At 36.4% G+C, this 26691-nt stretch carries 31 protein-coding genes; 13 read left to right on the top strand and 18 right to left on the bottom strand.

What is annotated here, in order from left to right:
- Position 1: 1 nt before the first annotated feature.
- The 9 genes from EHR01_RS08500 to EHR01_RS08460 are packed head-to-tail and all read right to left on the bottom strand — an operon-like array spanning position 2 to position 9502.
- Positions 2-1579 (bottom strand): BatD family protein, encoded by a 1578-nt coding sequence (locus tag EHR01_RS08500; protein ID WP_135694275.1) that lies wholly within the window; start codon positions 1577-1579, stop codon positions 2-4.
- A complete protein-coding gene (gene batB, locus EHR01_RS08495) occupies positions 1563-3191 on the bottom strand; it encodes a VWA domain-containing protein BatB (protein ID WP_135694273.1) in 1629 nt (542 codons plus the stop codon). Before batB ends, EHR01_RS08500 begins: the two co-directional genes overlap by 17 nt.
- Entirely contained in the window at positions 3188-4144 is a 957-nt protein-coding gene (gene batA / locus EHR01_RS08490) for a VWA domain-containing protein BatA (protein ID WP_135694272.1), read from the bottom strand. Before batA ends, batB begins: the two co-directional genes overlap by 4 nt.
- The gene (locus EHR01_RS08485; protein WP_135694270.1) at positions 4144-4983 is read right to left on the bottom strand and encodes an LB_053 family protein; all 840 of its coding nucleotides are present in this window, start codon (positions 4981-4983) and stop codon (positions 4144-4146) included. The genes batA and EHR01_RS08485 overlap by 1 nt, the downstream gene beginning before the upstream one ends.
- Positions 4976-5794: a DUF58 domain-containing protein gene (locus EHR01_RS08480; RefSeq protein WP_135694268.1), complete on the bottom strand. Its 819-nt coding sequence runs from the start codon at positions 5792-5794 to the stop codon at positions 4976-4978. Before EHR01_RS08480 ends, EHR01_RS08485 begins: the two co-directional genes overlap by 8 nt.
- The gene (locus EHR01_RS08475) at positions 5795-6775 is read right to left on the bottom strand and encodes an AAA family ATPase (protein ID WP_135694266.1); all 981 of its coding nucleotides are present in this window, start codon (positions 6773-6775) and stop codon (positions 5795-5797) included.
- Complete coding sequence (locus tag EHR01_RS08470) at positions 6766-8085, bottom strand: LIC20035 family adhesin (protein ID WP_135694264.1); 1320 nt, start codon at positions 8083-8085, stop codon at positions 6766-6768. Before EHR01_RS08470 ends, EHR01_RS08475 begins: the two co-directional genes overlap by 10 nt.
- A complete protein-coding gene (locus EHR01_RS08465) occupies positions 8082-8624 on the bottom strand; it encodes a PaaI family thioesterase (protein WP_135694262.1) in 543 nt (180 codons plus the stop codon). The genes EHR01_RS08470 and EHR01_RS08465 overlap by 4 nt, the downstream gene beginning before the upstream one ends.
- A gap of 17 nt (positions 8625-8641) precedes the next feature.
- Positions 8642-9502, bottom strand: a complete 861-nt coding sequence (locus EHR01_RS08460; protein ID WP_135694261.1) for an alpha/beta fold hydrolase — start codon at positions 9500-9502, stop codon at positions 8642-8644.
- Between the two features lie 68 nt (positions 9503-9570).
- On the opposite strand from EHR01_RS08460, the gene EHR01_RS08455 reads away from it, so the two are divergent.
- Together EHR01_RS08455 and EHR01_RS08450 are read left to right on the top strand one after the other, a co-directional pair.
- Positions 9571-9999, top strand: a complete 429-nt coding sequence (locus EHR01_RS08455; RefSeq protein ID WP_135694259.1) for a hypothetical protein — start codon at positions 9571-9573, stop codon at positions 9997-9999.
- Entirely contained in the window at positions 10000-10254 is a 255-nt protein-coding gene (locus EHR01_RS08450; RefSeq protein ID WP_135694257.1) for a hypothetical protein, read from the top strand. It begins immediately after the preceding gene.
- Here EHR01_RS08450 and EHR01_RS08445 read toward each other — a convergent pair.
- The 4 genes from EHR01_RS08445 to EHR01_RS08430 are packed head-to-tail and all read right to left on the bottom strand — an operon-like array spanning position 10240 to position 13717.
- A complete protein-coding gene (locus EHR01_RS08445; protein ID WP_135694255.1) occupies positions 10240-11511 on the bottom strand; it encodes an NAD(P)/FAD-dependent oxidoreductase in 1272 nt (423 codons plus the stop codon). The two genes, EHR01_RS08450 and EHR01_RS08445, sit on opposite strands and share 15 nt — an antisense overlap.
- On the bottom strand, positions 11499-11987 hold the full coding sequence (locus tag EHR01_RS08440) for a low molecular weight protein-tyrosine-phosphatase (protein WP_135694253.1): 489 nt from the start codon (positions 11985-11987) through the stop codon (positions 11499-11501). Before EHR01_RS08440 ends, EHR01_RS08445 begins: the two co-directional genes overlap by 13 nt.
- Positions 11988-12662 (bottom strand): M48 family metallopeptidase, encoded by a 675-nt coding sequence (locus EHR01_RS08435; RefSeq protein WP_135694529.1) that lies wholly within the window; start codon positions 12660-12662, stop codon positions 11988-11990. It abuts the gene before it with no gap.
- A gap of 32 nt (positions 12663-12694) precedes the next feature.
- Entirely contained in the window at positions 12695-13717 is a 1023-nt protein-coding gene (locus EHR01_RS08430) for a putative porin (protein WP_135694251.1), read from the bottom strand.
- Positions 13718-13903: 186 nt separating this feature from the next.
- Between EHR01_RS08430 and EHR01_RS08425 the strand changes: the two genes are divergently transcribed.
- Genes EHR01_RS08425 through EHR01_RS08410 form a run of 4 tightly spaced genes read left to right on the top strand, consistent with a single transcriptional unit; the run spans position 13904 to position 16769 of the window.
- Positions 13904-14830, top strand: a complete 927-nt coding sequence (locus tag EHR01_RS08425) for a ParA family protein (RefSeq protein WP_135694528.1) — start codon at positions 13904-13906, stop codon at positions 14828-14830.
- Positions 14814-15524: a ParB/RepB/Spo0J family partition protein gene (locus tag EHR01_RS08420; protein WP_135694250.1), complete on the top strand. Its 711-nt coding sequence runs from the start codon at positions 14814-14816 to the stop codon at positions 15522-15524. Before EHR01_RS08425 ends, EHR01_RS08420 begins: the two co-directional genes overlap by 17 nt.
- A 7-nt stretch (positions 15525-15531) precedes the next feature.
- Entirely contained in the window at positions 15532-16170 is a 639-nt protein-coding gene (locus EHR01_RS08415; RefSeq protein ID WP_135694249.1) for a DUF1569 domain-containing protein, read from the top strand.
- Positions 16167-16769: an NADPH-dependent FMN reductase gene (locus EHR01_RS08410; protein WP_135694248.1), complete on the top strand. Its 603-nt coding sequence runs from the start codon at positions 16167-16169 to the stop codon at positions 16767-16769. The genes EHR01_RS08415 and EHR01_RS08410 overlap by 4 nt, the downstream gene beginning before the upstream one ends.
- On the opposite strand, the gene EHR01_RS08405 is transcribed toward EHR01_RS08410, so the two are convergent.
- Complete coding sequence (locus EHR01_RS08405) at positions 16711-17790, bottom strand: acyltransferase family protein (protein WP_135694247.1); 1080 nt, start codon at positions 17788-17790, stop codon at positions 16711-16713. The two genes, EHR01_RS08410 and EHR01_RS08405, sit on opposite strands and share 59 nt — an antisense overlap.
- Before the next feature lie 109 nt (positions 17791-17899).
- Here EHR01_RS08405 and EHR01_RS08400 point away from each other — a divergent pair, with 109 nt between their 5' ends.
- A complete protein-coding gene (locus tag EHR01_RS08400) occupies positions 17900-18340 on the top strand; it encodes a Crp/Fnr family transcriptional regulator (protein ID WP_004787909.1) in 441 nt (146 codons plus the stop codon).
- On the opposite strand, the gene EHR01_RS08395 is transcribed toward EHR01_RS08400, so the two are convergent.
- Both EHR01_RS08395 and EHR01_RS08390 read right to left on the bottom strand, forming a co-directional pair.
- A complete protein-coding gene (locus EHR01_RS08395; RefSeq protein ID WP_135694246.1) occupies positions 18341-18592 on the bottom strand; it encodes a hypothetical protein in 252 nt (83 codons plus the stop codon).
- A 2-nt stretch (positions 18593-18594) separates the two neighbouring features.
- Complete coding sequence (locus EHR01_RS08390; RefSeq protein WP_135694245.1) at positions 18595-20097, bottom strand: HDOD domain-containing protein; 1503 nt, start codon at positions 20095-20097, stop codon at positions 18595-18597.
- Positions 20098-20184: 87 nt separating this feature from the next.
- On the opposite strand from EHR01_RS08390, the gene EHR01_RS08385 reads away from it, so the two are divergent.
- Complete coding sequence (locus EHR01_RS08385) at positions 20185-20712, top strand: hypothetical protein (protein ID WP_244310029.1); 528 nt, start codon at positions 20185-20187, stop codon at positions 20710-20712.
- Here the strand turns inward: EHR01_RS08385 and EHR01_RS08380 are convergent.
- The gene (locus EHR01_RS08380) at positions 20621-21169 is read right to left on the bottom strand and encodes a hypothetical protein (protein ID WP_135694243.1); all 549 of its coding nucleotides are present in this window, start codon (positions 21167-21169) and stop codon (positions 20621-20623) included. The two genes, EHR01_RS08385 and EHR01_RS08380, sit on opposite strands and share 92 nt — an antisense overlap.
- Positions 21170-22447: an STAS domain-containing protein gene (locus tag EHR01_RS08375; RefSeq protein ID WP_135694242.1), complete on the bottom strand. Its 1278-nt coding sequence runs from the start codon at positions 22445-22447 to the stop codon at positions 21170-21172.
- Between the two features lie 177 nt (positions 22448-22624).
- On the opposite strand from EHR01_RS08375, the gene EHR01_RS08370 reads away from it, so the two are divergent.
- The 5 genes from EHR01_RS08370 (at position 22625) to EHR01_RS08350 (ending at position 26690) form a co-directional block, all read left to right on the top strand.
- A complete protein-coding gene (locus EHR01_RS08370; RefSeq protein WP_004788037.1) occupies positions 22625-22930 on the top strand; it encodes an HU family DNA-binding protein in 306 nt (101 codons plus the stop codon).
- 41 nt (positions 22931-22971) lie between these two features.
- The gene (locus tag EHR01_RS08365) at positions 22972-23424 is read left to right on the top strand and encodes a VanZ family protein (protein ID WP_135694241.1); all 453 of its coding nucleotides are present in this window, start codon (positions 22972-22974) and stop codon (positions 23422-23424) included.
- A gap of 85 nt (positions 23425-23509) precedes the next feature.
- Entirely contained in the window at positions 23510-25126 is a 1617-nt protein-coding gene (locus EHR01_RS08360) for an FAD-binding oxidoreductase (protein WP_135694527.1), read from the top strand.
- The gene (locus tag EHR01_RS08355) at positions 25126-25764 is read left to right on the top strand and encodes a TetR/AcrR family transcriptional regulator (RefSeq protein ID WP_135694240.1); all 639 of its coding nucleotides are present in this window, start codon (positions 25126-25128) and stop codon (positions 25762-25764) included. Before EHR01_RS08360 ends, EHR01_RS08355 begins: the two co-directional genes overlap by 1 nt.
- The gene (locus EHR01_RS08350; protein WP_135694239.1) at positions 25764-26690 is read left to right on the top strand and encodes a diacylglycerol/lipid kinase family protein; all 927 of its coding nucleotides are present in this window, start codon (positions 25764-25766) and stop codon (positions 26688-26690) included. The genes EHR01_RS08355 and EHR01_RS08350 overlap by 1 nt, the downstream gene beginning before the upstream one ends.
- Position 26691 lies beyond the last annotated feature (1 nt).

Raw genomic sequence — 26691 nt, 5'->3', positions numbered from 1 at the left:
ATTACTCCTTTGTTTTTAATTGTTTTGTTAATTTTAAGACTTTTGTTTTCTCGAATTTAGATAAAGATAAGAATGTTTTTTTTGGGGTTTCTTTATCTCCTCTTTCAATTAAATTTGAAAGGAGTTGGATGTTTTCTTCGGTGATACCTTTTTTTTCTAAATAATCAACAAGGAATACATTCCTTTTTTTTCCAAAGTTTTGAACCAAATCTACAAACTCATTTGCCTGGAGATTCAATCGATACTTTCTATATCCTAGGTATGAAAGAGTGCCAAAAACAGCAAGAAAAACTAAAATGAAAATGGAAGGTGCTTTTGAATTTGTCATATGATCCAATTTTTCTTTCGGTTCTTTTTTCTTTTCCGAAAGGATGGGCAAGTTTGGAAATTGTAGAGAGAGTGTTTTGTATTGTGAATCTTTTAAAGAAAAGTAAGAAAATTGGTATGGCCCAAGTTGGAGTTTTTCTTCATCTGCTACTTGATGGCCATAAAGAAAGCGAACAACAGAATAAAATCCATATTCACCAGATTCTAACTTTCGAAATGTTTTATTTCTGGTTTGTGAGATTAATTGGTATTTTGTTTTCGAATCGTCCGAAGGTTTAATTCCCTCATGGCCCCCTTCCCCTTCTATTGTGATTTCGAAATAAACAGTTTCTCCTCTATGGACTTCTTTTGGAAAATTGGTGAGGTTGAGTTGGAAATTTCCGATCGCACCGGTAAATGTTTCCGGTTGCTTTGTCGGAAGATTTAATACTGTCACAGTGGCTGGAGTTGTATCCACAGTTTCTTGTAGTGAGTTAAAACGTAAACTATCTCCAGAAATAAATTTTGTTTTTCCGATTTGGAACCTACCTGATTTAATCGGTGTTAATCCATATATTTCTTTGTCATATACTAAGGTTTTTTTAAGAGTATTGTTTCTTTGGACTTCTGGTTCAATTTGAACGGATACTTGTCTTAGTGTTTCTGAGAGAAAATATGGAAACGAGATGGATTGGTTAGGATCTCTCTCTAGAAAGGGTTGTCTATATCCATTGTAGTAGAGCACAAAGTACCCAACAATAGGTTCTCCTTTATAAAATATAGATTTATTGGTATGGAACACAACTTCAGGTGAACCTTCCGTAGGCGTTTCAAAATCTTCGTATGGGAATGGATTGAAAAATTGATTTTGAGAGTTCTTACTTTTTTTGCTAACTTTGAATTGGATGGGGGGTGATTTATAAATCTTGTTGTCATACTCCACTGAAATTTCTGGCAGATGGAATGTGCCTTCAGATTCTGTATCTACATAAAAATTGAGTATTTGAGATTTTGAAACTTTAAAGTTGATGATTTGTGTTTCTGTTCCGCTTCCAGAAAAACGGATTCGAACTCCATTTTGTTTTAAATTTGTTTGGGTTGTTCGGAAGATTTTGTCTCCGTGGGCCCTCACTTCTAATTTGGCATGTTCTCCTAATGAAAATTCGTTAGGAAATAAATGGAATTCAACTTCAGAGGGATTTATGGCAGCCAGTGGTAGGAGGAAAATGTATAGAAATAGAAGCGTATTTTTTTTGTTACCAAAACTTTTCATTATCAAAAGATCCCCCTCTTTTGTTTTTTAAGATGGAGTCTTGAGAAAATGGATCCAAAATTTTTTCTGCATCTGTTTTCTCTTCTTTTTTGTTCCGTTTTTCCTGTTTTGGTTGTGGTTGTTCGTTATTTTCGTCTTTTTTTGGTTTTTCTTCGCCCTCTTTATCCTTTGTTAGGTGTTCTATGTTTTTCTTTGTAGGTAAATGATCCGGATTTATCTCCAAAGTTTTTGAATATGCTTTTAATGCATTTTTTTTGTCACCTAATCTTGAATAAATATTACCAAGGTTAAAATATGTTTTTGCTTTGAGGTCATCGTTCGATTTGGGATGGGTTAATATTTTTTCAGAAATTCCAATTGCTTCTTTGTATTGTCCCAGCTGATAAGCCGTGGCAGATTCATTGTATAAAAGTCTTGGATCGTCATGAATGTATTCCTTTGCTTTTTGGAATTCCATTTGGCTTTCGTTATAATTTTTGTTCTGATAGGATTTGACTCCCTTCTCAATGGTATTGCCACCTGGATCCAATTCCCATGCATATAAATTCGTCTGGCCAAATAAGGAGAAAAGAAAGAAAAAAATTGTAAAAATACCCTTGAGTGTGTTTTGTAAAAATAAGTTTAAGAGTCGCTCTAAAAATAAAAAGAAAAAAGCGGCAATCAAGTATGGGTGGGCTCCATCCTCATTTTTGAATCTTTCGATGGTTTGAATTTTTCTTTTTTTGATAGTATGGACAGTATCTAACAAAGCATATGCACCGTCCGCTTGGAAAGAAACATCATGGTATGTTCCATGATTTTGGTCTGCAATAGATTTTAACTTAGAAACATTCATTTGCGAAATTACTAAATTTGGTGCAGAAAGTGATTCGGTAATTCCAGCATCCGTTGTGACATAGCCCCCTCTTCCTGTCCCTGGATCGCGGTATTCAATGTTCCCTCCTTCTTCCGTCCCGATTCCCCAAACAATCACCTCACCAGCGATTGGCGGTATATTCTGATTTTCGTGGTCTTCTCCATCTGATACAATGATGGTAATTTGAGAGGAGATAACATTGTTTTTTTTTCTGATTAGATTGACTCGATCTAAGGCGATAGATAGATCTGTTCCTTTCGCTCCTACCATCTCTACGCCTAATGCCTGTATATAGTCTGCGACTGCAGCAATATCTGATGTGAGTGGGCAAAACGAAAAAGATTGACCTGCAAAAACAACGATCCCAATTCTATTTCCTTTTAAGTTCGGAAGAATTCGTAATGCTAAGTCTTGAAATCGTTTTAGTCGACTCGGTCTTACATCAGTTGCATTCATTGATAAACTTACATCCACAACAAATAAAATATCAGCGGACTCGAATTCTTTTGTGGATTCGACTTCTGTTGCTTTTACCTTAAATAAAGAATAGAAGGCAAGGGTTAGAGAGATAAGAAAACAGAGAATTCGTAGGAAGTAAAATCTTGTATTTGCTGAAAAAATTCTATTTTTTAGATTGGGGTGTTTTTCTTTGAATGAATTTGTTTTTATATTTATAAAAAGTTTTCCGGAAAATAAAAATGTCCAGAGAACAATAGAAATAATCGCAACCTTCGTTACCGTTAGGATGTCAATCATAGTTTTTCTGTTAGTGGGTATATCATTAATAGACCCGCCACTCCCAATAGAATAAAGAAAACGAATAAGGCCGAAGGGAAATGTGTTTCGTGAATTTCCATTGGTTTAGACGGTAGCTCTACGACTTCTAAGCCATTGATTTCGTTTAGCACTTCTTGTAAAACTTCGGGTGATTCTGCCCGGAAAAATTTTCCCTTGGTTCCAGTTGATATTGACTCTAGGGATTCGTAATTCACTTCATATTGACCCTGCTCTTTCCCGATGCCAATGGAATAAACTTTGATCCCAAAAGCTTTGGCTGCATAGGATGCTGTTTCTGGATCCAATTTTCCGGTATTCGAAACACCATCAGTGAGTAAGATGATAATTTTTGATTTTGCTTGCGAGTCTTTCAATCGGTACGTTGAAAGAACCAATGCATCGCCGACGGCAGTACCTTGTTCGGTGATATCTTCGTCTGATGTTTCGGTGATTAATTCATCCAACGCATATCGATCGCTTGATAATGGAGATTGTAGGTAAGCAGCTCCCGCAAATAACACAATTCCGATTCGATCATATAATCTTTTTTGAATGAACTCTCGGAGTAGTTCTTTTGAAACAGTGAGTCTGTTTTTTGGTAAAAAATCATAGGAATTTACCATAGATCCTGAGATATCTAAGGCAATCATAATATCGATTCCACTGGTGCTATCAGGTGTTAGTTTGTATTTTTCTCCTGGCCCTGCTGCTGCAATTACCAAAAATATTCCTGCTATATAAAATAGAACCTCTGTAAGAATTAATAGAACGCATCTAAATTTTGTAGATAAAAATGAATTTTGTTTTTGGAATCTATCCGATTGGATGAGTAAAACTCCTCCAAATTTTTTGGATTTCCATTGATAAAACGCAACTAATAATAATGGGATGATTAAAAATAGAAGATATGGTCTTTGAAACTGATCAAACATTACAATTCCATATCCTTTTTAATTTTTTCCCAAACAGATCGGGCTTCCTCTTTTTCTAGTTTGGTTTGGTTATTGTCGTATTTAGTGTTTCTGAAAAAAATTCTAAGGTTGCGAAGGATGGATTCATCGATATGTGTTCTATCGAAAAGTTCTGCTAAAAATTCGGAATCAGTGTTTCCTAAAAAATTTTTTTCTAATCTTTTGGAATACACTTCTTTTGCATATTCACTAATCTTAAAGGCAAGTTCTTTTTCGTAAATTGATTCCGACTCTAAATATGTTTCGATCACGTGAAGGCGTTTGGTTGTTTCTTGTAAAACTGGTTGTTTTTCCCATAGTGCATCCACCACTTTTGGCTTTGACTTCCAGTATAAATAAAGTGCATATAATAAATATAGGTTGATTGCAGTGATGAGTAAAACAAGTAACAAACGAAAAAGATAAGGACCGGAAAAATTAATGGGAGGTTCACTGTCTTCAATATCCGTTTCTGAACCTAGTAGTTGCGATTTGACTTTTATTGTTTTTGTTGAATTTTTTTCTTCGCCATTTTCCTTCCAAGATATAGGGAGAATAAAATTTCCTGGTTTATAAAATAAAATTGTAGCGGATAGTTTTGTATTATCTTTTTTGATGTTAAAAATTTTGAAAGAAGGCATTGTAGAGTCTTCGTAAAAATCTCCTTCTTCCATTTGTAAGTCACTCTCAACTCCTTCGGTAAGTTCTAATTGATAATGTACAGTATCACCTACAAAGATTTCCTCTTCTTGGATTGTTTCCTTAGGAGTGGCAAATAAAGAAAAGGAAGAGATAAGAATTAGAAGTATATATTTAGCCATTGCGTTTGATTTTGAAGAGTGGTAGAATTTGATTTGAGAGTTTGGCGTTTGGATTGACTTGGACTAAATTAGAGCCAAAAAATTTTTTTGCTGCTTTCAGATCAGCGACATATGTAGTTTTTTTATTTCTTAAATTGGGTATTTCTTGTGATATTTGGCGGAAAAATTTGAACCAAAAAGGAAAATCCAATGTATCTAATTCATCCTGAATCCAGATCCCAATTGGTTCCCAAACTTTTGCATTTTGTTTGGAGGTCAAATAGTCCCCAAATTCGATAAAATCGGAAATCCAGTAACAAACTGCAAATTTGGGATAAAGTCTAAATGCAAATTGATAAGCAGAATTATAGTTTGTTTTGCCACCTTCTGTTTGTTTTGTGATATTTGTAAAAGTTTTAAATACATCTGCTTCTGTTCTTAACCATTTGCCTGGAGAATGAGAGCGATCGGAAAAGGTAACGAGTAAAATTCGGTTTCCCAATTTAATATGAAATAAGGACAAAAACAAAGCAATTTGAAAGGCAGTGTCTTTTTTTGATTCACTCATTGAGTCACTCATATCATAGAAGATGATAATGGATGCGTCTCTTTCTTCGTAATATTCTTTTGTATACAATTCCCCAGTTCTGGAAGTGACATTCCAATCAATGTAACGAATGTCATCTCCGAAATGGTAGTTACGCACTTCTTTGAAATCTAGTCCCCGACCTTTTTCTCTCATTGGAAGAAAACCTTGTCTGGTCGATGAAAATTTCTTTTTCGTTTCCCATTGCAAAACTTGGAGGAGACGTTTCAGTTCGTGCGTCAACATCTAAGGAACTTCCGTGACAGATAGGATTCGTTTGATAATAGAATCTGTGCTGATGTCCTCGCTAATCGCATCAATGGTTAAGTGAAGTCTATGTTTGACAATTTCCGAGAAAAAACGCTGTATATCCTCGGGAATCACAAAATCTCTACCTTCTAAAAGAGCGTTGATCCGACTCACTTTTAACATAGCAAGGCTTGCTCTGGGGCTTACTCCATGTTGGATAAAGTTTTTTAATTCGTTATCGCTTGTGGTTTGCGGTCGTGTATTGCGTGTTAAGTTAACTATGTAGGATTGTAGTTTTGGTTCAACAAATACACGGTTTGAAATTTCTGAAATCTTTTGGATTTCTTTTGGTTTCATAACTTTCTTTGCTTTTTTCTTAGTAAAATCCAAGTTTCCATGTTGATGTAGGATTGCTACTTCGTCTTCAAAAGAGGGATAGGTGACGATTACTTTAAACAAAAAACGATCTAATTGTGCTTCTGGAAGTGGGTATGTTCCTTCTTGATCGATTGGGTTTTGTGTGGCGATCACAAAAAATGGGGGCTCTAGGTCGAAAGTTTCATCAGCAATCGACACCTGTCTTTCTTCCATACATTGGAGTAAGGCCGATTGTACTTTTGCAGGTGCTCTGTTGATTTCATCAGCTAACAGTACATTGGTGAATATGGGGCCTTTTCTAATTTCAAATGATGAGGTTTTTGGGTTAAAAATATTTGTTCCGGTAAGATCTGCTGGCAATAAATCCGGAGTGAATTGAACTCTCGAAAACTTAGCATCAATGATTGATGCTAAGTTTTTCGCAAGGAGTGTTTTGGCAAGGCCTGGCATTCCCTCTAGAAGTACGTGGCCATTTGCTACAAGTCCAACAAAAAGGGATTGGATGACATTGTCCATCCCTGAGATAGATTCGGATAGTTCCGACCTAAGTAATTTTACCTGATCGGATATTTCTGTAATTTGTTCTTTGTTTATTTGCATTGTGATGGAGTCATTTTTGGCATTGGTTTATCGATCATATAATATTCTGTTTTGCCTCCAATGGTCCAACATCCCATTTTTCTTCCTTGAGGTTCTACAGGTCCTTTCCCTAATTCTCTTCCATCTTCTGAATACTCTGTTGCATCCTCAGTAGAACGGATGACCATACGTTTTTTCCCAGATGGATAAAAGTAAGTATAAGGAATGCTTGGTTTGTAATTTAATTTTAAATCTTGGGTTTCTTCATCAATTTTGACTAGAGAAAAGAAAAGTTTCCCCTCTCCAAGAATTTTACCAGTATTATCATATACTTTAGCAGATTCTAACATACTTTCGTTTGCCATATTCCCATGGTAACCGATTTGGCCGTTTTTGTAATAAAACTTCCATTCACCGGTTCTTGTATGTTTTCTTGGACCTGTTCCAAATATTTTTCCGTCTGCGTAGTATTCTTTCCAGATTCCAGTTCTTTCGTATTTGATATCTAAGTTTTCAGAATTTTCTTTTTTAGAATAATTTCCTTCTGCTAGAATGTTTCCCTTTGCACCGAACATTTTCCATAGACCACTTCTAATATCAGATGAATATGAACCTTGTGACTCCACAGCACCATCTTTGTAATAATTGATTTCTAAACCATTCTTTAGTCCGTTAGCAAAAGAAACTTTTGTTTTGATTCCGTTTCCATCTGCACCTACAAAATAATAAGTCCATTCACCATCTTCTTCGTTATCTTTGAAAGATCCCTTTTCGACCCATTCCCCTTTGTTGTTCTTTCGATAATAAGGCCCATTTTTTTTATCATCTACATAGGTTGTCTCGGAGGTCACATTTCCTTGTTTGTCGAAAGTTTTCGCAACTCCTTCTTTTTTTCCATCCACCCAGGGTGTTTCAGCCAAAAATTTCTGTGGGCTTTCTGGATCAGGTTTTTTCCAAATTCCTATTTTTTTGCCGTCAACATATTCTCCTATTTGGTCAAGAGTTGATTTGTATTTCGGATTTTCTGCGGTAGAGCCGGGTTGTTCGAATTGAATGTATTCTTCCCAGGCACCATGTTTTGGGAGTGATTTAATTTTTGCAGGAGCGAATTTCGCAACTTGGTCGTCCGTACACTTTGTTCCACCGCATTCTGCTTTTACTTCTCCGATGGCACGAATTCCGCCTGAGTTTTTAAATCTCTCTGTTCGTATCCACTTACCTTTTGTTAGTTTTAACTCAAACTCTTGGTCGCCTGATCCGTCTTTTACGGAGGCACCAGAACATTGGATAAGGAGTGTTGCAATGGTTAAGTAGAGAAGTTTGTATTTCATGTTTCTATCCTGTCAAAGAGATGTGCGCGTTTCAATTTATTTACCGATAGTAATTCATTCGCAATCGCAATTTTTCCTCCCGTCAACTTATCGGAGAAAAAACGTGGAGGGAGAATGTGGAATGCTCCCTCTCCTTTTACGTATAAAGTTTCTCCGTCAAGCGAAGTAAGTTCACATTCCAGGAGAACTTTGCGTTTTGCTTTTTTAATTGGCCATGCGCGAATTAGTAATTCTTTTTCGACTGGCGTTGCCTTATGGAATTTGAAACTCATAGTGTCTGTCATCACAATGTATCCTAAATGAAAGCAGAGACCTCCCATTGCCTCATCCAAAACAGTTGATAGGATCCCTCCGTGAACAAAGCCAGGGGCTCCGTTGTACATTCTTTTAAAACTATAAGTAAAGTTTACTTCTCCTGTTTCATCGTGAAAAGTGAAATCTGCGACGAGTCCTAATGGGTTTTCTTTCCCGCATCCGAAACAAGTATCATGATGGATTTCATAACCATGTTTGGAAGGATTTTCTATCGGTTGGTTCATTCATTGTCCTTGGGTTTTTAATTTAAAAAATCGATAATGACGGAAGAAACTTCTTCTGGAGAGTCCATATGCAAATGATGCCCACCAGGCAAGATTACTTCCTTTAAATTTTTGACTGCATCTTTTCTGTTTTTGTATTTTTCTGCTATTGGAAATCCGGATTGATCGCCTAGTATGAGTAAGGTTGGACATTCGATCCTTTTGCAGAAAGATTCAATTTGTTCTTCAGTATAACGAAAAAAAGAATTATAATGGAGTCTTAAATCCCTTCTAGGCTTAAAACCTTTTGGTGTTTTTTCGATTCCTCGTTCCATAAGAATTTCAGCCGATTCTTTATTCATATCTCCTGCTTTCATTCTCACTCCTACTGCTGACTCCATATCAGGGAAATACGTTTCTTTTTTGCCTCTTGGATGGAGGATTTGTTTAATTGCTTCTGTGAGAATATCTGGCGCAGATTCAGAGAGGTTTGTCAATGGTCCGAGTGATTCGATTAAAACTAATTTGCTGATTGGTAAAAGGTTTGTACCGGCAACTAACGTAGAAACTGCGGCTCCCATGGAATGTGCCATAAGAATAAAATTTTCTAGTCCTAGTGTTTGTGCTATGGAGATAACTTCCAGAGTATATTCAGCAAAATAATATACTGTATTTTCTGGTTTGTGGCTAGATTTCCCATGACCTGGAAAGTCAATAGAGATAAACCGATAGTCGAGAAAATACTTAGCAAGCGGTGCAAAACTATTCGCATTGTCTAACCAACCATGAAACGCAAGGATTGGTATCCCTTGTGGATTCCCCCACTCAACACCCTCAATGGTATGAAATTTTGTGCGAATTGAAATCGGCAACATATACCTAAGGCTTTTTGGTTCCATCCGATTGTAAACATTTATCTTTTAGATTTGCGCTTGATTCTTTTTTACTTTTTTAATTGAATTTCATCATGAACCGTTTTCTTTTGATTTTCTTTGTATTCATTTTTGGGATAGCGCTCTTTGCAGAAACCAAACAAAAGTCTATTTGCATAAGTTTAGAGGACTGCGAAAAAAAAGCAGATTCCACAGAGATCCATCGAAAAAAAATTACTTTTTTAACTTTTGGCATTTCTGAATTTGCAAGTGTTGCATCGACTCGTGACCAAATTCCTTTATATTTAAAACGATTGAAGTCTACCATTTTAGAGGCAAACGGTGAGACAGGTTATAAAGGGGAAATTATATTAAAAGTAACCCATAAACCTGAATATAAAATTACACAGCTAAACAAAGCCGAAGAAGATCTTCGGTATCTTGAGTCCAATCAAAAATCTTTAACTAAAGAAGAGTCTGATGAATTAGAAAAATTGAAAACTTTGTTAGGTGACTCAAAATAGATGGGAAGAATTATTTTTGTTTTACTATTTTCTTTTTTTGCCTGTGCTCAACTTTCTCGCGAAGAACAATTTCAAGCCGAGTGCGAAAAAACACGAAAACGAAGTTATCTTTTTATGATACCTATTTTAGAAAGACATACAACAGGAGGAATTACGGAACAAAATAATCTTGTTTGGATTGGGAATACAGAACTTGCCTATAAAAAATGTATTTCGGAAGCAGATAAAAATCAATTCAACTTACGGTCGAATTGAGAGTTCATCCATTTCTTCTTGGATTAGTCTTGATCCTGCTCGGAACGTCAAATAACTCCAGACCCAGCTGAGTAGAGTGCTTACTTTGTTTTTGAAGCCAACTTGATAGACAAGATGAACAAAAAGCCAACCGAGCCAGCCAAGAATTCCTTTTAAACGAATTTTGCCAAATTCAGCAACAGCATCGGTTCTTCCGATGGTTGCCATGTTTCCTTTATCAAAATAATGGAATGGAGAGATGGATTTCTTTTTTTCAATTGTTTCTATCACTTTTGCAACATATCTCCCTTGTTGCATAGCAACAGGTGAAACTCCCGGCAATGGCCTTGTCAATCCAGAACTGTAATTTGCTGCATCTCCAATTACGAATACTTCAGGAAATTCGGAGGTTCTACAGTATTCGTCTACGATGATTCTATTCGCCTTATCTTTGTTAATCGGTAGATTTTTGGCAAGTTCTGATCCTTCTACTCCAGCTGCCCAAATGACAGTTTTGGATTCGATGGTTCGGTCTTTGAGGACAACACCTGTGTCTGTAATGTCTAAAACTGGAGAATTGGTTAGAACTTCAACTCCCCTACTCTCTAATTTTTCTTTAGTGAACTGGCTAGATTTTTCGTTGAAGGCAGTGAGAAGTCTTGGTCCTGCTTCTATTAAAGTTACCTTTGTCATTCCTGAATCAATATTTCGAAAGTCTTTTCTAATGATATTATGAGATAATTCAGCAATTGAGCCTGCTAGTTCAACACCTGTGGGGCCACCTCCGATGATCACATAATGCATAAAACTTTTTGCTTTTTCATAGTTCCCAATTAACTCTGCTTGTTCAAAGGAAAGTAATATTCTCCTTCGGATTGCTAAGGCATCTTTGAGATTTTTAAGACCTAATGTTTTTTCTTTCCAAGTGTTGTTTCCAAAATAACTAGTCCTTGCTCCTGTTGCTAATACCAAGTAGTCATAAGATTCGGAATTGTTTTGAAATTTTACAGTCCTATTTTTGAAATCAATTTCAGTTACATCCCCTAATAGTATTTTTACATTTTTAAATTTTGTTGTAATGGATCTAGAAGGAATGGCGATATCGGCTGGAGACAAAACTGCGGTTGCTACTTGGTACAAAAGAGGCTGAAAGAGGTGATGATTTTTTTTATCAACAACAGTGATTTCGAAGGAGCTGTTGTTCGCAAGTGATTTGATTACTTGTAAGCCACCGAATCCTGCTCCAATGATTAGTATTTTTTTCTTTATTTGAGACATTTTTCTATTCCTAAAAAATTTAGAAATCCAAAGGAACAATCCTCTACAAGATCCTGTACTTTTTCAAAAGCGGTTTCGTTTTTATAGTACGGATCGGGAACGATAGGTTGTCCCTTATCACTTCTAAATTGACCAAAAAGAAATATTTTCTCTTGGATTTTAATATCATTTGTTAGACTGATTACATCTTGGAAGTTGTTCTCATCCATGACCAATAAATAATCGAAATAAGTTAGGTCTGTCCGAGACAATTTTCTGGATCTATGTGTTAAATCGATTCCTCTTTTTGCGGCTACTTTTCGTGTTCTTGGATCTGCTAATTCACCGTCATGGTACCCGGAAGTTCCACAGGAATCAATTTCAAATAAATCGTTTAGGTTTTTTGTTTTGATTAAATTCTTAAATGCGCCCTCTGCCGCAGGAGAACGACAAATATTTCCTAAACAAATAAAAAGGACTTTGGTTTTTTGTTTCATTTAATTAAGATAATAGATATATTTTTTCCCAATATCTTTTAGCCACTTCTCTGCAATTTTGTAATTTGGGTTCTGTGATTCAACAATCTTCCAGAATTTTGAGGAATGGTTGTGTTCGATTGTATGTGCAATTTCATGCAAGATTATATATTCAATGATCTGTTCTGGGCAATGTATCAAACTAAGATTTAACGAAATCTGATTTTTTGAATTACAACTTCCCCAAAGTGATCTCATGGGTTTGATCGAGATTTTTGTCACTTCCGTATTAAGGGCAAACGAAGTAGATTGTACCATCGGTTCAATTTTTTTTAATAACAAGTCGCGAAAAACAAGTTTTCCTTTTTGGATTTGTGACTTCTCGCTTTTTGTTTTAGGAATTTGAATGGCCTCTCCTGATAAGTTGTATTTTCCCTTTGGTAAGAGTTGGATCGTTGTCAAATTCCCGAAAATATGAGTTTTCTCTTCATTTTCAAATTTCAATTTTTTCGGGATATCTTTGGGAAGTTGTTTGAGTTTTGATAGAATCCATTCTCTTTTTTCAAAAAGAAATTCATCCAATTGTTTTTTGGGAACTTTTGCTGGGTGTTTTAAAACAACTTTGCCATTTTGATAAACGACTAGTGAGATATTCCTACCTTTACTTGGTTTTCGTTCTATATTGAAGTCTTCCATCATTTGTTAGATTTATTTTATGATTCTGTTTTTTAGTCTAAGTTTTCTTTTTTTTGAGGCCAATCAATTTTATTTAAGGCCCCAATCTCGATACTAAAATCTTTGATATTGATATGCGACTTAAATCCGCTTACCAAATTGGAAGCGATGTCTTCCATTGTGAGTCCCCCTTGGGAAGTAAATCGTCCTTCAGAAAAAAATCTACGGTGGTTGACTCTCAGGTAACTCAGCCACGATGAATTAAATTTATATCCAACTTCTGCTTTGGATGCCCAACCAAGGCCATAGTTTTCTGAGAAAAAATTGATGGAACGTTGGACATGAAAATCTCTGGTTTTGATTCTTCCAATTGATGGCATAAAACTGAGGTCTAAATAAAAATCTCCCGAAGAGTACCGGTAACCACCTCCGAAAAAAAACTCCCATAGGTCATTTGAGAAACTAAGTCCATTACCAATTGGACCATAAAAAACTGGGCTGGAATCGATGTACTGGTTCACATCATAAAATAGATATTTGAAGTATGAGTACCTTGCTCCAGTCGAGAGAAAAAATCCGGAACCATTTGCCCAGTAGTTTGGATTTGCATCTTGGAAATAATATCTACCATAAACTTCTGCTCTATTTTCATAAACAGTAGATTTCCCTTTTCCGTCTGCAAAGTTACGGCTGCCTGAATAAATGGTAGCAGAATCTCTATAACTCCATTCTCGCGTTGCGATTTTTGTACCATTTTCCGTTGATACAGATCCAAGCACAAAGTCTTCATCTCTGGCTTGTCCTGATTTTTGGTACCAACCCGAAGTTTTGAGTGAACCGCTAATTTCCCATCTATCTTGGGTAAGGATTCCCTGGATGCCGAATAGCGGAAATGTCCTTGGAAAGGTGATTCTTGACCCACCGCGGATTCCCGATAGATTGGGATACTTATTTCCTGTTTCGAAAATATATTCTCCGCCGGATTTTTCTACCGATGGACCCCAGATGACTTCTGCAGAAATCGATGTAAGGCCAAGGAATAAAAATAAAATAGGTAAGTTGGAATATTTAGGCACCAACGTAAGTTCTATTTCACCTATAAGTTGTAAATTCCTAAATTATAAGTTCAGAAAAGGGTAGATGGTAGTTCTATTGGTATGTCCGCAAAAAACTTCGTTTTTCTTAGGGGTGAAATGATTTCACCCCTAAGAGACATAATTAAATTGACACTCCAAGCGGACCTAGCATCATTTATGCAGGTTATGGGCAAATCAGATTCAATATTGACTGAAGAAGGAGCGGCAAAGTTCGTTGGGCTGAGCACTGAAGAGTTTTCTGCTAAAGCGTCTGCACTAAAGATTCCTGGATGGAAATCCGGAGAATTTAAAGAATCGGTTCTTCTTAAATATTTTGAACCTACTCATTCTGATGGTTTCGATAGTCATGTGATTGCTATATCGAATCAGAAAGGAGGGGAGGGGAAAACTACGATCAGCTTATATTTAGCGGAGGCCCTGGCTGAAAATCATAAAGTGCTCTTGATCGATTGGGATCCACAGGCAAATGCAACACAACTTTTTTTAAAAGACGATGTTCCTTCCGTAATGGATTATCTCGGTTACCGAGGGAAAAAAGCTAAAAATATTGAGCCCGCTATCAGGACGATCAGTGAGAATTTTGATTTGCTTCCATCAACGTTGGAGCTCGCAAATTTAACAACTCCATATGAGAGAGATGACTTTGAATTATTAAACGAAGCAATTCTACCGTTACGTTCTCGTTATGAATATATAATTATTGATTGCCCGCCTTCTCTTGGTCTGATTTTGGAAAATGCTTTGATCTGCGCTGATTATATTCTTGTCCCGATACAAACACGGGCGTTTAGTCTGCAAGGGATTAGAGATTTATATGAAACAATTCAGAAAATTCAAAGAAAGGCTAACCAGAGATTAAAGTTATTGGGAGCTGTATTAAATCAATACGAAGGTCAGAAAGCACTCGCTGGATTGGCCGAAGGAGTGAAAAAATACTTTCCCGTCTTTGAGACAGTTGTTCAAAGGAGAGAGGCAATCCCTCAAGCCCAAGCAAAGATGTCTCTTTTAGCTAAAATTGATTTAGCAACAATGAAAAATTTCAGAGAACTAGCAGTAGAGGTTAAAAACAAAATCAATGTCCAAAAAAACTGAGTTTCAAGCTTTAGATTTAATCTCTGCATACTCCGAAAAGAAGAAGAATCCTTCACATTTGGAGTTAAACCAAATTTTCCCAAATCCAACTCAGCCTAGGTTGATAGGGAGGGAAGACACGACAGATTTGTTGCCTTCGATGGAAAGACTGGGCCTAATAGAACCAATTCTTGTCAGGAAAGACAAAGGAAAATATCTGATCGTTGCAGGGGAACGTAGGTATCGCGCAGCAATAAAGCTTGGATGGAAAGAAATTCCAGCAATCATCACCGATGCGAATGAAGATGTATGTTATGAGATGTCACTTGCAGAAAACGAAAAGAGAAAAAATTTAAACCCTTGGGAAGTGGGGAAAGCGATTCAGTTTCTACGCAAAGAAAAAAGGAAAACTGCAGAGGAAGTGTCAGAATTGTTGGGTTACAGCGGAAGGTATGTAAAACAACTTAGCAGTATCGCTCGATTGGATCAAAAATCTGTGATGGAACTTATGATTAGTGGGAAGCCTCTTTCCGTAAAGAATCTGGAAGAACTGCTAAAACGTAAAGAAAACAGAGGGGGTGAAATGATTTCACCCCGGGCAGGAGCAAGTTCAGGCCGTATTAGTATTAATGTAGGTAAACTTAGCGGTAAGATAAGGGATAACTTTCTAAAAGAATTAAGTTTACTCAAAAAAAAATACGGAATCAACGAATAGAGGAAAAATGAAATCAATTTTAAAACTTAAAACGATAGATGATATCGAAAGAGAGTTATCAATTATAGTTGCTTGTGAGAAAAAGCAGAAAGCTGACATCAGCCTAAGCCAAATCTATGATTTTTTAGCAGAATCGATAGAGTTATCTATCCAAAGAATAGGTGCAACGAACAAAAGAAATACAATCAATAAATTATTGGGTAAATATAAGTTTGCTAAACTCATTTCAAAAGGGAATTATACCAAAGCCAATCAAATTCCAGGATTCCCACCAAAAGATTTAGGTGATGCGGACTCGGCCTTATTGAGACTAAAAACATCCCTGACCGCATTTAAATTACACTCGGGCCCATTTGCAGAACATTCTGTTTTTGGAGAATTAGATAAAAAACAGTGGGAACGTATTCATGGAATTCTTGCAGTTTTTTTGTTTGGTTATATCCAATTGTTCGGAGATGAAAAATTAAGATTCGCCAAAGACAGAGAACAAAGAAAAGAAAAAACATTTTCTGAGAAAAAACACAATCACCCTCAAAAGAAAAAAGATGATCGTGATTCAAAACCAAATGGTCATAACAATCGGAAATGGAAAAACAAAAAAAAATCTCACCACAAAGGGAATAAAAACCAAGGTGGGACTCGATGAAAATTTGTTTAGTTGCAGGAAGTCACCGAAAAAATTCTCAATCATTAAAAGTGGGAAAATTTTTAGCAAAGACATTGGAAACAAAAGGAATTGAAACGATTCTTTTTGATTTGGGTGGGAACCCACTTCCACTTTGGGAACCTGCGATGTGGGAAAAAGAATCAGAAATCAAAAAGTTTTGGTTAGAGTATAGTAATGGGTTTGGAAGTGCGGATGCTTATGTTTTTCTATCACCTGAATATGCAGGTATGGCGAGTCCTGCATTAAAAAACTTCTTCCTCTATTTGTCTAGTGGGGATCTTTCCCACAAACCTGGATTAATTATTACTGTATCAAGTGGAATGGGGGGAAGTTATCCCAACGCCGAACTTAGAATGTCTAGTTATAAAAACACTCGCATTGTTTATCTTCCTGATCATGTCATCGTTCGTCATGTAGAGTCTGTATTAAATTCAGAATCTCCAGAAGGCAAAGATGATGAATACATTAGGACTAGATTGAATTACGTTTTAAGTGTACTCGTGGAATATGCAAAAGCGCTTACTCAGGTACGCCAGAGTGGTGTGATCGACTTAAAAACTTACCCTTTTGGATTATAATAGCGATTAAAATCGGTATTCCGACATTTAAAAATAAAGTTACGATATATCCCAAATAAGGTCCACCCAGTGAATAAGGGTCTATACTGTGCATTGTATGAATGACGAAAGGGTGTAATAAAAAGATATATAAACTTTTGTTGCCTATGTAGCTAATCAAGTTGGACAAAGTTTTGTTAAATTTAGGGATAAGTTCCCAAATGAAGAGAAAGAAAAAAATAGGGTAAACCAAGTGGTGGTTTTTAAAATCTGAAAAATAAACCCCACTAAATAAAATTAACAAAAAAAGAAACACCAAAGAGATAGCTCCCAGAAGAAGCTTTATTTCTCCTTTTGGTTTGGTTTTTTCTTCATATGAGAATCCAATTTGAATTCCCAAAACAAAAAAGAAAATATAGTTCAAAATTGAAATCGAATGGTATTCTTTTGGTAAGATCGTATCAAAAAAGCCTAAGTTAGAGAATAGATTCAATATAAAAGAAATGAACAATGTAATTTTGGAGATTGATTGGTTGGTTAGAGTTTTTTCCAAAACATAGTAGAGAAGATAAAATTGTAGTAAAAGTGGAACAAAGTAGTAAGGAGCAAATACTTTTCCTAAACAGTAAAATTGTAAAAATTCTAAGATATTATAATTTTGGTATTTAACTAAATAACCAGCAATTGATGCCAATGTATAGGGAAGGAGAAGGTTCTTTACTTTTGAATTCCAGTAACCACTCTTTTTTCTTAAAAAAATTGCTGATGTTAAGATAAACAGTGGAACCGAAAAACGAGATAAATTGGAAAAAAACAAAGTAGTTCTGATGACAACTGCATCACCTGGATGAAAAAACTGAAAGTATGAATGTATATGAATTAAAACGATTCCTACCATAGCAAAACCACGAAGGAGATCAAAGCGACTCTCTCTTCCTTCCTTGGTAGGTCGAGGATGAGGAAGAGAATAGGGGATTTTGAAAGCCCAGAGGTACAAAGCAGCAAGTCCCGTTAGTATGATCCCTAGTAATTCCCATTCCATAAATCTTTTCTCCCTTACGGCATTTTCTTTTCAGATTTCCTGGGGGAAAGGAAAATGAATTCAGATTTTAGGCAAAATAGCCAAAAATAGATACAGGAGCTACTAATCAATGAGCAAACTCAACATTCCGCCAAATCAGAGAATCTTCAAAGAAGGGGAACTGAATAATGCGATGTACATCATCCTACAAGGAAACGTTGAGATTTTTTTTACGGTGAATAATAGCCAAACTCGATTGGCACTAATGAAACCAGGAGATTTTTTTGGTGAGATGGCTTTGTTTAGTTCCAATCCAAGAAGTGCAACGGCGAGAACAATTACGAATTGTGAAGTGGCAGTGATCGAAAGTAAACAACAACTTGAAAACTTTCTAGTTAAAAATCCTAAGTTTGCTGCAAAAATGGTTTCCATTATGGCAGATAGGCTTGCTCGCACGAATGAATTACTTATCAGTAGTATGGAAAAATCAGTGGCTAAGAAAATTGAATTTAGTAATGACGTAGGCAAAGAACACCAAATTGGAATTAGTGATGTTCAGGATGTGGAATGATTATCCGTAGATAGTCGGCAAATTCTTTTTGATTAACGTAATTTCAAGAATTGGAGCATAACTCAGTAAGTTCTTAATGTTTACCATTTGGCCTTCTGCCAAAAGAAACTCAGTTAGAATTTCTAAGGTTTCCTCTGGGGGAAGAGTCGAAATACTTGGATATTCAGGATGTCCCACCAGGTTAAATTCAGGTGCAAGTTTAGAATCTAATAATTGTTCGTCTTCTAAGTTAAGTAAATCTTTCCAGTTCATAACTAAATTAAGAGATTTTGGTATTCTTCTCTATGCTCCTCGAATTGGATTTTAAACCTTTCTTGCATATCACGAAATTCTTTTTCTGAAGTAATTTCAAAATACTCTAAAACTTCCGGTTCTACAGTGAAGTAATTCCCCTTACCACGACCGATATTCGCCAAAATATCTGCCAGGTAAATGATCTGGCATAGGATGTTGTTCCTACTTTTACATTGCCATGGTTTGTGATGGTAACGTATGACATCTAAAATTTCTTCCGGGAAGTTCCATTTTTCTGACATCAAATAGCCGATTTCTGAATGTGTCGTTCCTAATGTGTATTCTTCTACCCATTCAGAAATTTCATTATTGTCATCACTTCTTAAGACTCGGATTTGGTTCACTTGGCTAAGATCCAAAGAAAGTAAAACCATCCTTCCCAAGTCATGTAAAAGTGCAGAAATGACGGCAGGCTCCAAAAGTTTTAAATGTTTTTTCCGATCTTCTATAAGGAAACGAGCATACATGGATGTTTTAAAGGAATGGGTCCATACTAATACTTGTTTCGCATAACGGGAGTTAAGTACTTTTTTCGCACCTAGTGTTAAAAAAATTGATTCCAGGTTTCGAAGGCCAATTCTTTTGACTCCCTCAAGAACTGAAATAATTGGTGTATGAGGCCCAAATAACGGGGAGTTGGCGATTTTCAAAATTTCTGCTGTTATGGCAGGATCTTTTTCTACTTGGGCCGAGATCTCATGCCAATCAACGTCTTTTTTCTTTGCGATAAAAATCAATTTCTGAATTTGCGGCGGTAGGGGAGGAAGACTATTTACCTCACGGACCAAAAGATTTTTTATATTGGTTTGGTTTTCTTTTGGTATGAGTTGTTTTGGTATTCGTATAATCACTTCCGTAGAATCTTCAGTTGTCACTAATTGAAAGAACTGGTTGGAAATACCAGAGTTTCTAAGTAGGATATGAATCAAAACAATCCCAAGGCCTGAACTTTCCTCGTTGTCAACAGACTCTCGGTAGGCATCATTTATGTTTTTGTATTTTCCAGAAGCTTGGACTCGTTTTAAAATTCTGTTTTTTTCTTCAGGAAGGATTTTGGCGTTATTCTTAACTTTGAATTCTATATAATCTTCTTTGAAAATGGTACTTAAGGTAATTTTGTATTCGGAATGATCCAATGCCAAAAATACTCTTTTTCGGTTATGGCCAAATTCGTCCTTATACATAGGAATGCCTCTGGCATAATCTTTTTCATCCCAGAGATTCAAACCCTGTTCCTTAAAAAAGACACGTTTGCCGTTAGCCTTACATCCGTTTACTAGTAGTTCACTCAGGATTGTAAAAAGGATTTCATGTAGGAATTCTAAGGAAATGCTGCGGACCACTCTGCCAATCCATACATCCAATTCCGGGCAGTCGATTTCCGAAAAGTGGACATATTCTTTGGAAATCAGTTTTCCGGAAAGAAAGTCCTCCTGAAAGGTAATGAGTGGGGGAATCGACATGATAAACCTGTTTTGAACCTTGTTTCTCTTTTTGAAAACCGAAAATTTTATTTTGAAATTTGAGTCAGGATTCCGATAATGAAGACTATGGAACTCTTAAAAAAATCCCTTCCAATTGCCCTTGTGTTATTTGTAGCAACTCTGTCTATTTCTGCGCAGGACACAAAACCACAATCTACACCCACTGATGTGAGCCAAGAAAATCACGATGCAAAAGAGGGACAAGATAAAGAGTTGTTCGAATACTATTATAAAACTCGCCCAGAAAATTTACCACCTAATAAAGCAAAATTGGAATATAACTTAATTAAGACGCTAAAAAAAGAAATTATGAGCCGAGATTATTCCAAAGAATCTGCAGAAGCGATTAAAAAAATCGATGCAACTAATATTCAATATGAAAGAGTTTATAGAGAGAGTAAATGGCTTCGTGGATTTATGACGCAGAACACTCATTTGAATTATTCAGAGTTCATGTACATAGTAAAACACGATAAATACATGTGTTTTGTGAATTTTGATGTTAATCCTGAGACTTATTTACAACAATCTCGTCAATCGCATCTGGTTTTTGCTGCGAAGGATAAGTTTGAGATAGTAATCCCAAAACCCTAAAAAGGGAAGTAACACCAACTAATACGAGTAAATAGACAAATCCATATTGAAAGTATCTTTCTAAGTTTTCCAAAAGGGGGAGTGGTTCTTCATTCCCCTTGATTTGCGAAATCGCCGTTTGTTTCCCAAAAATTCTGATTTCTTTCTTATAAACTTCGATTGTATCACCTAACCGCAGTCTTTTGTAAATGGAGTAGGGGATTCGTTCAGTAATCTCATATAAAGATCCATTACTAAGTCCGAAACTATAATGGCATTGATAAGCAATGGGGAATTGGTTTTTGACTCGAGAAAGTTCCTGGACTATCGCAAAACTCCTGTTTCTCTCCTCGTTTAAGGTTTTTGTTTCAAATTGTAAGTGGGAGTTTTCGAAATGAACAAGAGAATAAAATAATGCAATAACGGCAAAAGATACGAAAACCGAGTTGGAGATCCAAACGGAAATTCGAGGAGACATCTAGGACTTAGATGGCTCCTCAAAGGACTTTAAAGCTTCTTCCCTATCAGCATAAAATTGGAAAGCATTAGAAAGACCAAGTAAATGAAACACTTGTAAGATGGAGCTTGTGACACCGACCAAAGCCATTTCCTTATTTCTTTTTTGTAAGTTCATTTTCACATCGAGAATCATACGAATTCCTAAGCTGGAAATGTATCGAAGCTCAGAAAAATCTAAAATTAAATGTTTTCTGTCTGTCCCAACCATTTCATCCAGAATTGTTTGTGTGATGCGGTCAAGCGGGCCCGATTCCATACGACCTTTGATTTGGACGATGACGGTTCCATTGATGCGTTTTTGCTCTATTTCGTATGGTAAGTCTTGCATGGATTCCCCTCTCTTTAGCGGAACAATAACAGATAATTTCTCTGGCGATAACCTGATCGTCGCCTTTGCATAAGGTGGAAATGGGTAGTGTCTCTCTGTGAGAGAATCAACTGCCAATCCGCCATTCATTTCAGAAATAACTTCCACTTGATCCAAGGCCCTAAAATCTGCCAAGGAAAACTCTGTTTCTCGAGACTTCACTCGGATTTCTCGTGAATAAACATGGAAAAAAGGCTCATGTTTTGAAAATGGAGAGAATTTCTTTGGAAAACAAGAGCTAATCCAACCTGTGGATCCTGCACCTGTGTAGACAAGCAAACCCGAACATTTTTGTTCCTCTTTTTGCCCTTGGTAGGAAATCCAAAACCGGGAAGTGAGATCGGGACTATTGTTTCGGATGGAAAGTTCACAGATCGCTGGTACAGTTTTCAGTTTGGTTCCATTGGGATAGAGAATTTCCGTATCTAAAAGAGACCATGACTCAACTTGCGTGTGTTGGAAGTTATTTTTGACAGCAGCCTTTAATTCTTCGGCAGTAAAACCAAGTAGTGCGCCTACAGAAGAATGGGGGTCGGAATTACATCCGATTAAATGAGTATTCCCTGCCAAATGGGCCACATAAGTGAAATGATTATCACCGCCATGGGCGACGATCAAATCATACTTGGTTCCATCTTCTGGATCAAAGTTTTCACGAAATACAAAGTCTGCATTGGGGAAAACATGGGATTTTAAAAAGTTACGAGACTCTAATTGCCTTTCATGTGATTCAAAAGTCCTTTGAAAGACTTCTGGATTTTGACGCGCCACTTCTTTATAGGCCTGGATGGAGCCATAAGTTTCCAAATCTAATTCGTATTTGGTACGTTTGAAGACCACTACGACCTTTTTATACTTGGTGGAAGCCATGAGTTTTGGAAGAAATTCCCATTTTCCTTAGGGAAATAAAGGTTTTTTTAAAAAAACTTCGTTTTTCTTAGGAAATTTGCAGAAAAATTGTATCCAAAATCAATTTAGTCTTGTACCAAATCATGTAGTTTTGTAAATAATGTGTAACCGTTAAATGGTTTAGAGGAAAATCAAAGTATGGCAACAACTCCTACCCCAATGAAGAAGTCCGAAATGCTCAGCGAACTTGCTGAAACAACTGGTATGACCAAAAAGAACGTAGCAGCGTTCCTAGACTCCTTTGTTGAACTTGCTTATAAAGAAACTAAGAAAAACGGTGCATTTGTGATCCCTGGTTTAGGAAAACTTGTTAAACGCAATCGTCCAAAACGTAAAGGTAGAAACCCTGCAACTGGTGAAGCGATTGTAATCCCTGCTAAAACCGTTGTTAAATTCACATTATCTAAGACTTGTAAAGACGCAGTTGTGCCTCCTAAAAAATAAATTAGTTTGTGAACCCAGGTGGACGACCCCCTGGGTATTATATGGATAAAAAACCTTATCCTTTTTTACCTTTCGAAGATTCTCTCGTTGGAGAGAAAATCCTTCTTGTTTGGCAAGAAAGTCATCATTCAGAAAAAAATTTAAAAGAACATTTATTAAAAGCATTGGATCTTACGGAAGATCAGATTGTTTTTACACCAAATGCCATCAAACAAAAGTTAATGGTCTCATATCCTACTGAGATTCGTAACTTCATCGAAGAGAAAAATCCTTCTCAAATCACTGAATTGTTGTTAACAATCGCTAAAGGGAAGTCGAAAGTTCATCCTACACCTGCACTTGATATCACATTTGAACTGATAGAATGGATTCTCACAGGATTTGATTTGGATGATGTACTAGTGGAAACCTTATCCGCATTATTCGGAACACCTTTAACCAATGGATTTGTAGACCAAGTAAGAGCTGAATACATCAAAGAACTGAGAGGATAAAGTTTTTTTTAAAGAAACTTTATTTTTATTGTCAAACATTGAACTTGGTTCAAATTTTGGACAAATAAGGACTTTGGTTACCAATATGCAAACTCGTGATATTTATAAATGGGGATCTCCCGATGTAGAAGAAAAACTGCCTGAACATACTTTAAAATTTTTGGAAGAGCAGTTCCCCGTTGATAAAGAATTCAAAGCTTCTCTGCCGAAAGGAGAACTTCCACTTAACCCCTTAAAAAAATCTAAACTTTCGCAAACAACCATCACAAAACTAAAACAAATTGTTGGGAAAGACCACGTTTTGTTAGACGATCCTTCTCGTGCTCGACATTCTATTGGAAAGTTTTATACCGAAATTTATAAAGCAAGATTTGGTGAAGTGACTGATGTAGTTGATGTAGTTGTCTCTCCTAAAAATGAAGCGGAAGTCATTGAGATCATTTCACTTGCCAATGCAGGTAAAATTCCAGTGATTCCTTATGGGGCAGGTTCGACAGTCACAAAAGCATTACAGGCTCCTAAAGGTGGAATCTCATTAGATTTATCTCGTTTGAATCGTATCATTGAATTTAATGCAATTGATTCGACTGTGACTGTAGAAGCAGGCGTATACGGTCCTGTTTTAGAAAAACATTTAAATGAACGTGGTTATACTTGTGGTCATTTCCCACAATCATTCGAATTCTCAACAGTCGGTGGTTGGATTGCAGCCAAAGGTGCTGGGCAAGCATCCACTGGTTATGGAAAAATCGAAGATATACTTCTTAGTCTAACAGCGATTACTCCTTCTGGTAAGTTTGAATCAAAGGCCTATCCTGCTGCATCCATTGGTCCAGATTTATTTCGATTGTTTTTAGGAACTGAAGGAAGTTTCGGTGTCATCACAAGAGCAACATTAAAAATTCGCAAATTCCATCCGGAAAATTCTGCAAAAGGTTCCTTCATTTTTAAAAACTTTGAAAAAGCCGTGGAAACAATGCGGGATGTGATGCAAGCAGGTTTTGGGAAACCACATTTCTTTCGTATCCAAGACCCAGAAGAAACGGATATCTCGTTTCATATGAGTGGCCTTCATGGTGGTAAAGAAGATTATTTTCTTAGATTCATTGGGTACAAACCGATGGAACGGTCTCTTATGCATATCATCATTGATGGTGATCCTTCGTATGCAAAAGAAGTATTAAAAAAGATCAAAAAAATTGCGAAACGGAATGGTGGGTTTTCTACAGGAGAATCTCCGGTAAACAAATGGTTACACCAAAGGTATTCGAGTGCGTATCTTAGAGATTATTTGATGGATGAAGGGATTCGAATTGATACTTTAGAGACAGCGGTTAGTTGGTCAAACTTACATGAGTTATGGGAGAAAACTAGAGCTTATATCAAAAGTCATGAAAACACATCTTGTATGGTACATATTTCTCATGCCTATGAAAATGGAGCCAATCTGTATTTTATATTTTTAAGTCCTATAAAAGAGAAAAATGAAATTACGGATTTTGTGAAATTTCACAAAGGAATTATCGACAGCATCCATAAACATGGAGGATCGCTTTCTCACCACCACGGAATTGGAAGGATGTTATCTCCTTGGATGGAAGGGGAAGTTGGTAAAGAAGGACTTCGAATTTTATCTTCTCTTAAAAAGACTTTTGATCCAAAAGGAATCATGAATCCAGGCGGATTGTTAGGACTTAAATAATGGGTGTTTCTGAAAGGAAAAAACGCGAATTTGCACAAAGAGAAGCAGACATTCTCAATTGTGCCATTGAACTCTTTAGAACCAAACATCCATCTTTAGTGAAGATGGATGACATAGCAAAACAATTGGAGATAGGGCGCGGAACCATATATCTCCATTTTAAAAGTAAAGATGATTTGATGGCGCGCATTCAATATGAAGATTATGTTCGTTTGCGTAAACGTTTGGAAAAATCTTTAGAGGAACATACTGCTATAGAAATGTCTAGAAAGGCAATCAGGGCATACATTGATCATTGTTTGGGGGATCGTCATATGTATCTTGTTGCCAGACAATGTGGTGTTAATTTAAATATTAACAACGTGTCAGAAGATATGAGCCAACTGCTAACTGAAGAAAGAAGCAATCGTTTGACACTTTTAGAAAAAATCTATAAACAAGCAAAACAAGAAAACCTTATCAATACAAGAGGGACTTATCCCAATGTGGCAGTTGCATGGGGGATGATTCGTGGCGCAGTAGAAGTGATTTTGGATGGGCATTTTCAAAATGAAATCAAAAGTGAAAAAGCCTATTTAGAAACAATTGAACATGTATTATTCTATGGACTTTTTTCTGGGAATAAAGGAGAGACTTAATGAGAAAGATGAAAGTGATTTTAAATCCTGTATCTGGTGGAGGTCTCTCTGCGAAAGTCTGGAAAAAAGTAGAACCGGAATTAATTAAAAAAGGAATTCCTTATGAATTTGAAGCCACAACCAAAGAAAGAGCCGCACGTGACATTGCAAAAGATGCCGTCAAACAAGGGTTTCATTGGATTGTAGGCATCGGTGGGGATGGAACTTTTTCGAATGTGATCAATGGTCTTTTTGAAAATGGAAAGTTAATTCATAAAAATGTTATTTTTAGTCCTATCCCTGCTGGGCGAGGAAACGACTTTATAAAAACCGTCAAAGTTCCAAAAAATCCCATCAAGGCGTTGGAACAAATCCTTATCGGAAAAGAACGGATCGTTGATTTGATTGCAGTCACTTATACGAAAGCCGACAAAACAAAGGGAAATTACCTATGTTTGAATTTGGCTGATTTCGGAATGGGTGGTGAGGTGGTTTATAAGGTCAATCGGTCAAAATTGGCGCATATCATCGGAGGTAAGGGAGTATTTTTATTATATTCGATTCTTGGTTTATTCACCTATACCAACAAAAAGATTACTCTGACACTTTCCAAATTTGAAAAAATTACAAACAAATGTAGGTTGATTGTCTGTGCTAACGGAGAGTATGCGGGTGGTGGAATGTGGTTCGCTCCAAAAGCAAAACTCGATGACGGCAAAATGGATTTACTTGCCATTCAAGATGTGACGGTGATGGAGACCCTTCGAAAGTTTGGTTATTTGTACCGAGGAAAATTGTCTGAAGATTCGAAAGTCATTTCCAAACAAATCACCGAACTAACTGCTGAGTCTGACGAAGATGTTTTTATCGATGTAGATGGCGAAAATATGGGACAACTTCCTGCTCATTTCAAAATTTTGCCAAACGTACTCCCAATCAAATGTTAAA

This window comes from Leptospira mtsangambouensis (genome assembly GCF_004770475.1).
In the GTDB taxonomy this organism is placed as follows: Bacteria; Spirochaetota; Leptospiria; order Leptospirales; family Leptospiraceae; genus Leptospira_A; species Leptospira_A mtsangambouensis.
This window is presented reverse-complemented; position numbering and strand designations above follow the sequence as displayed.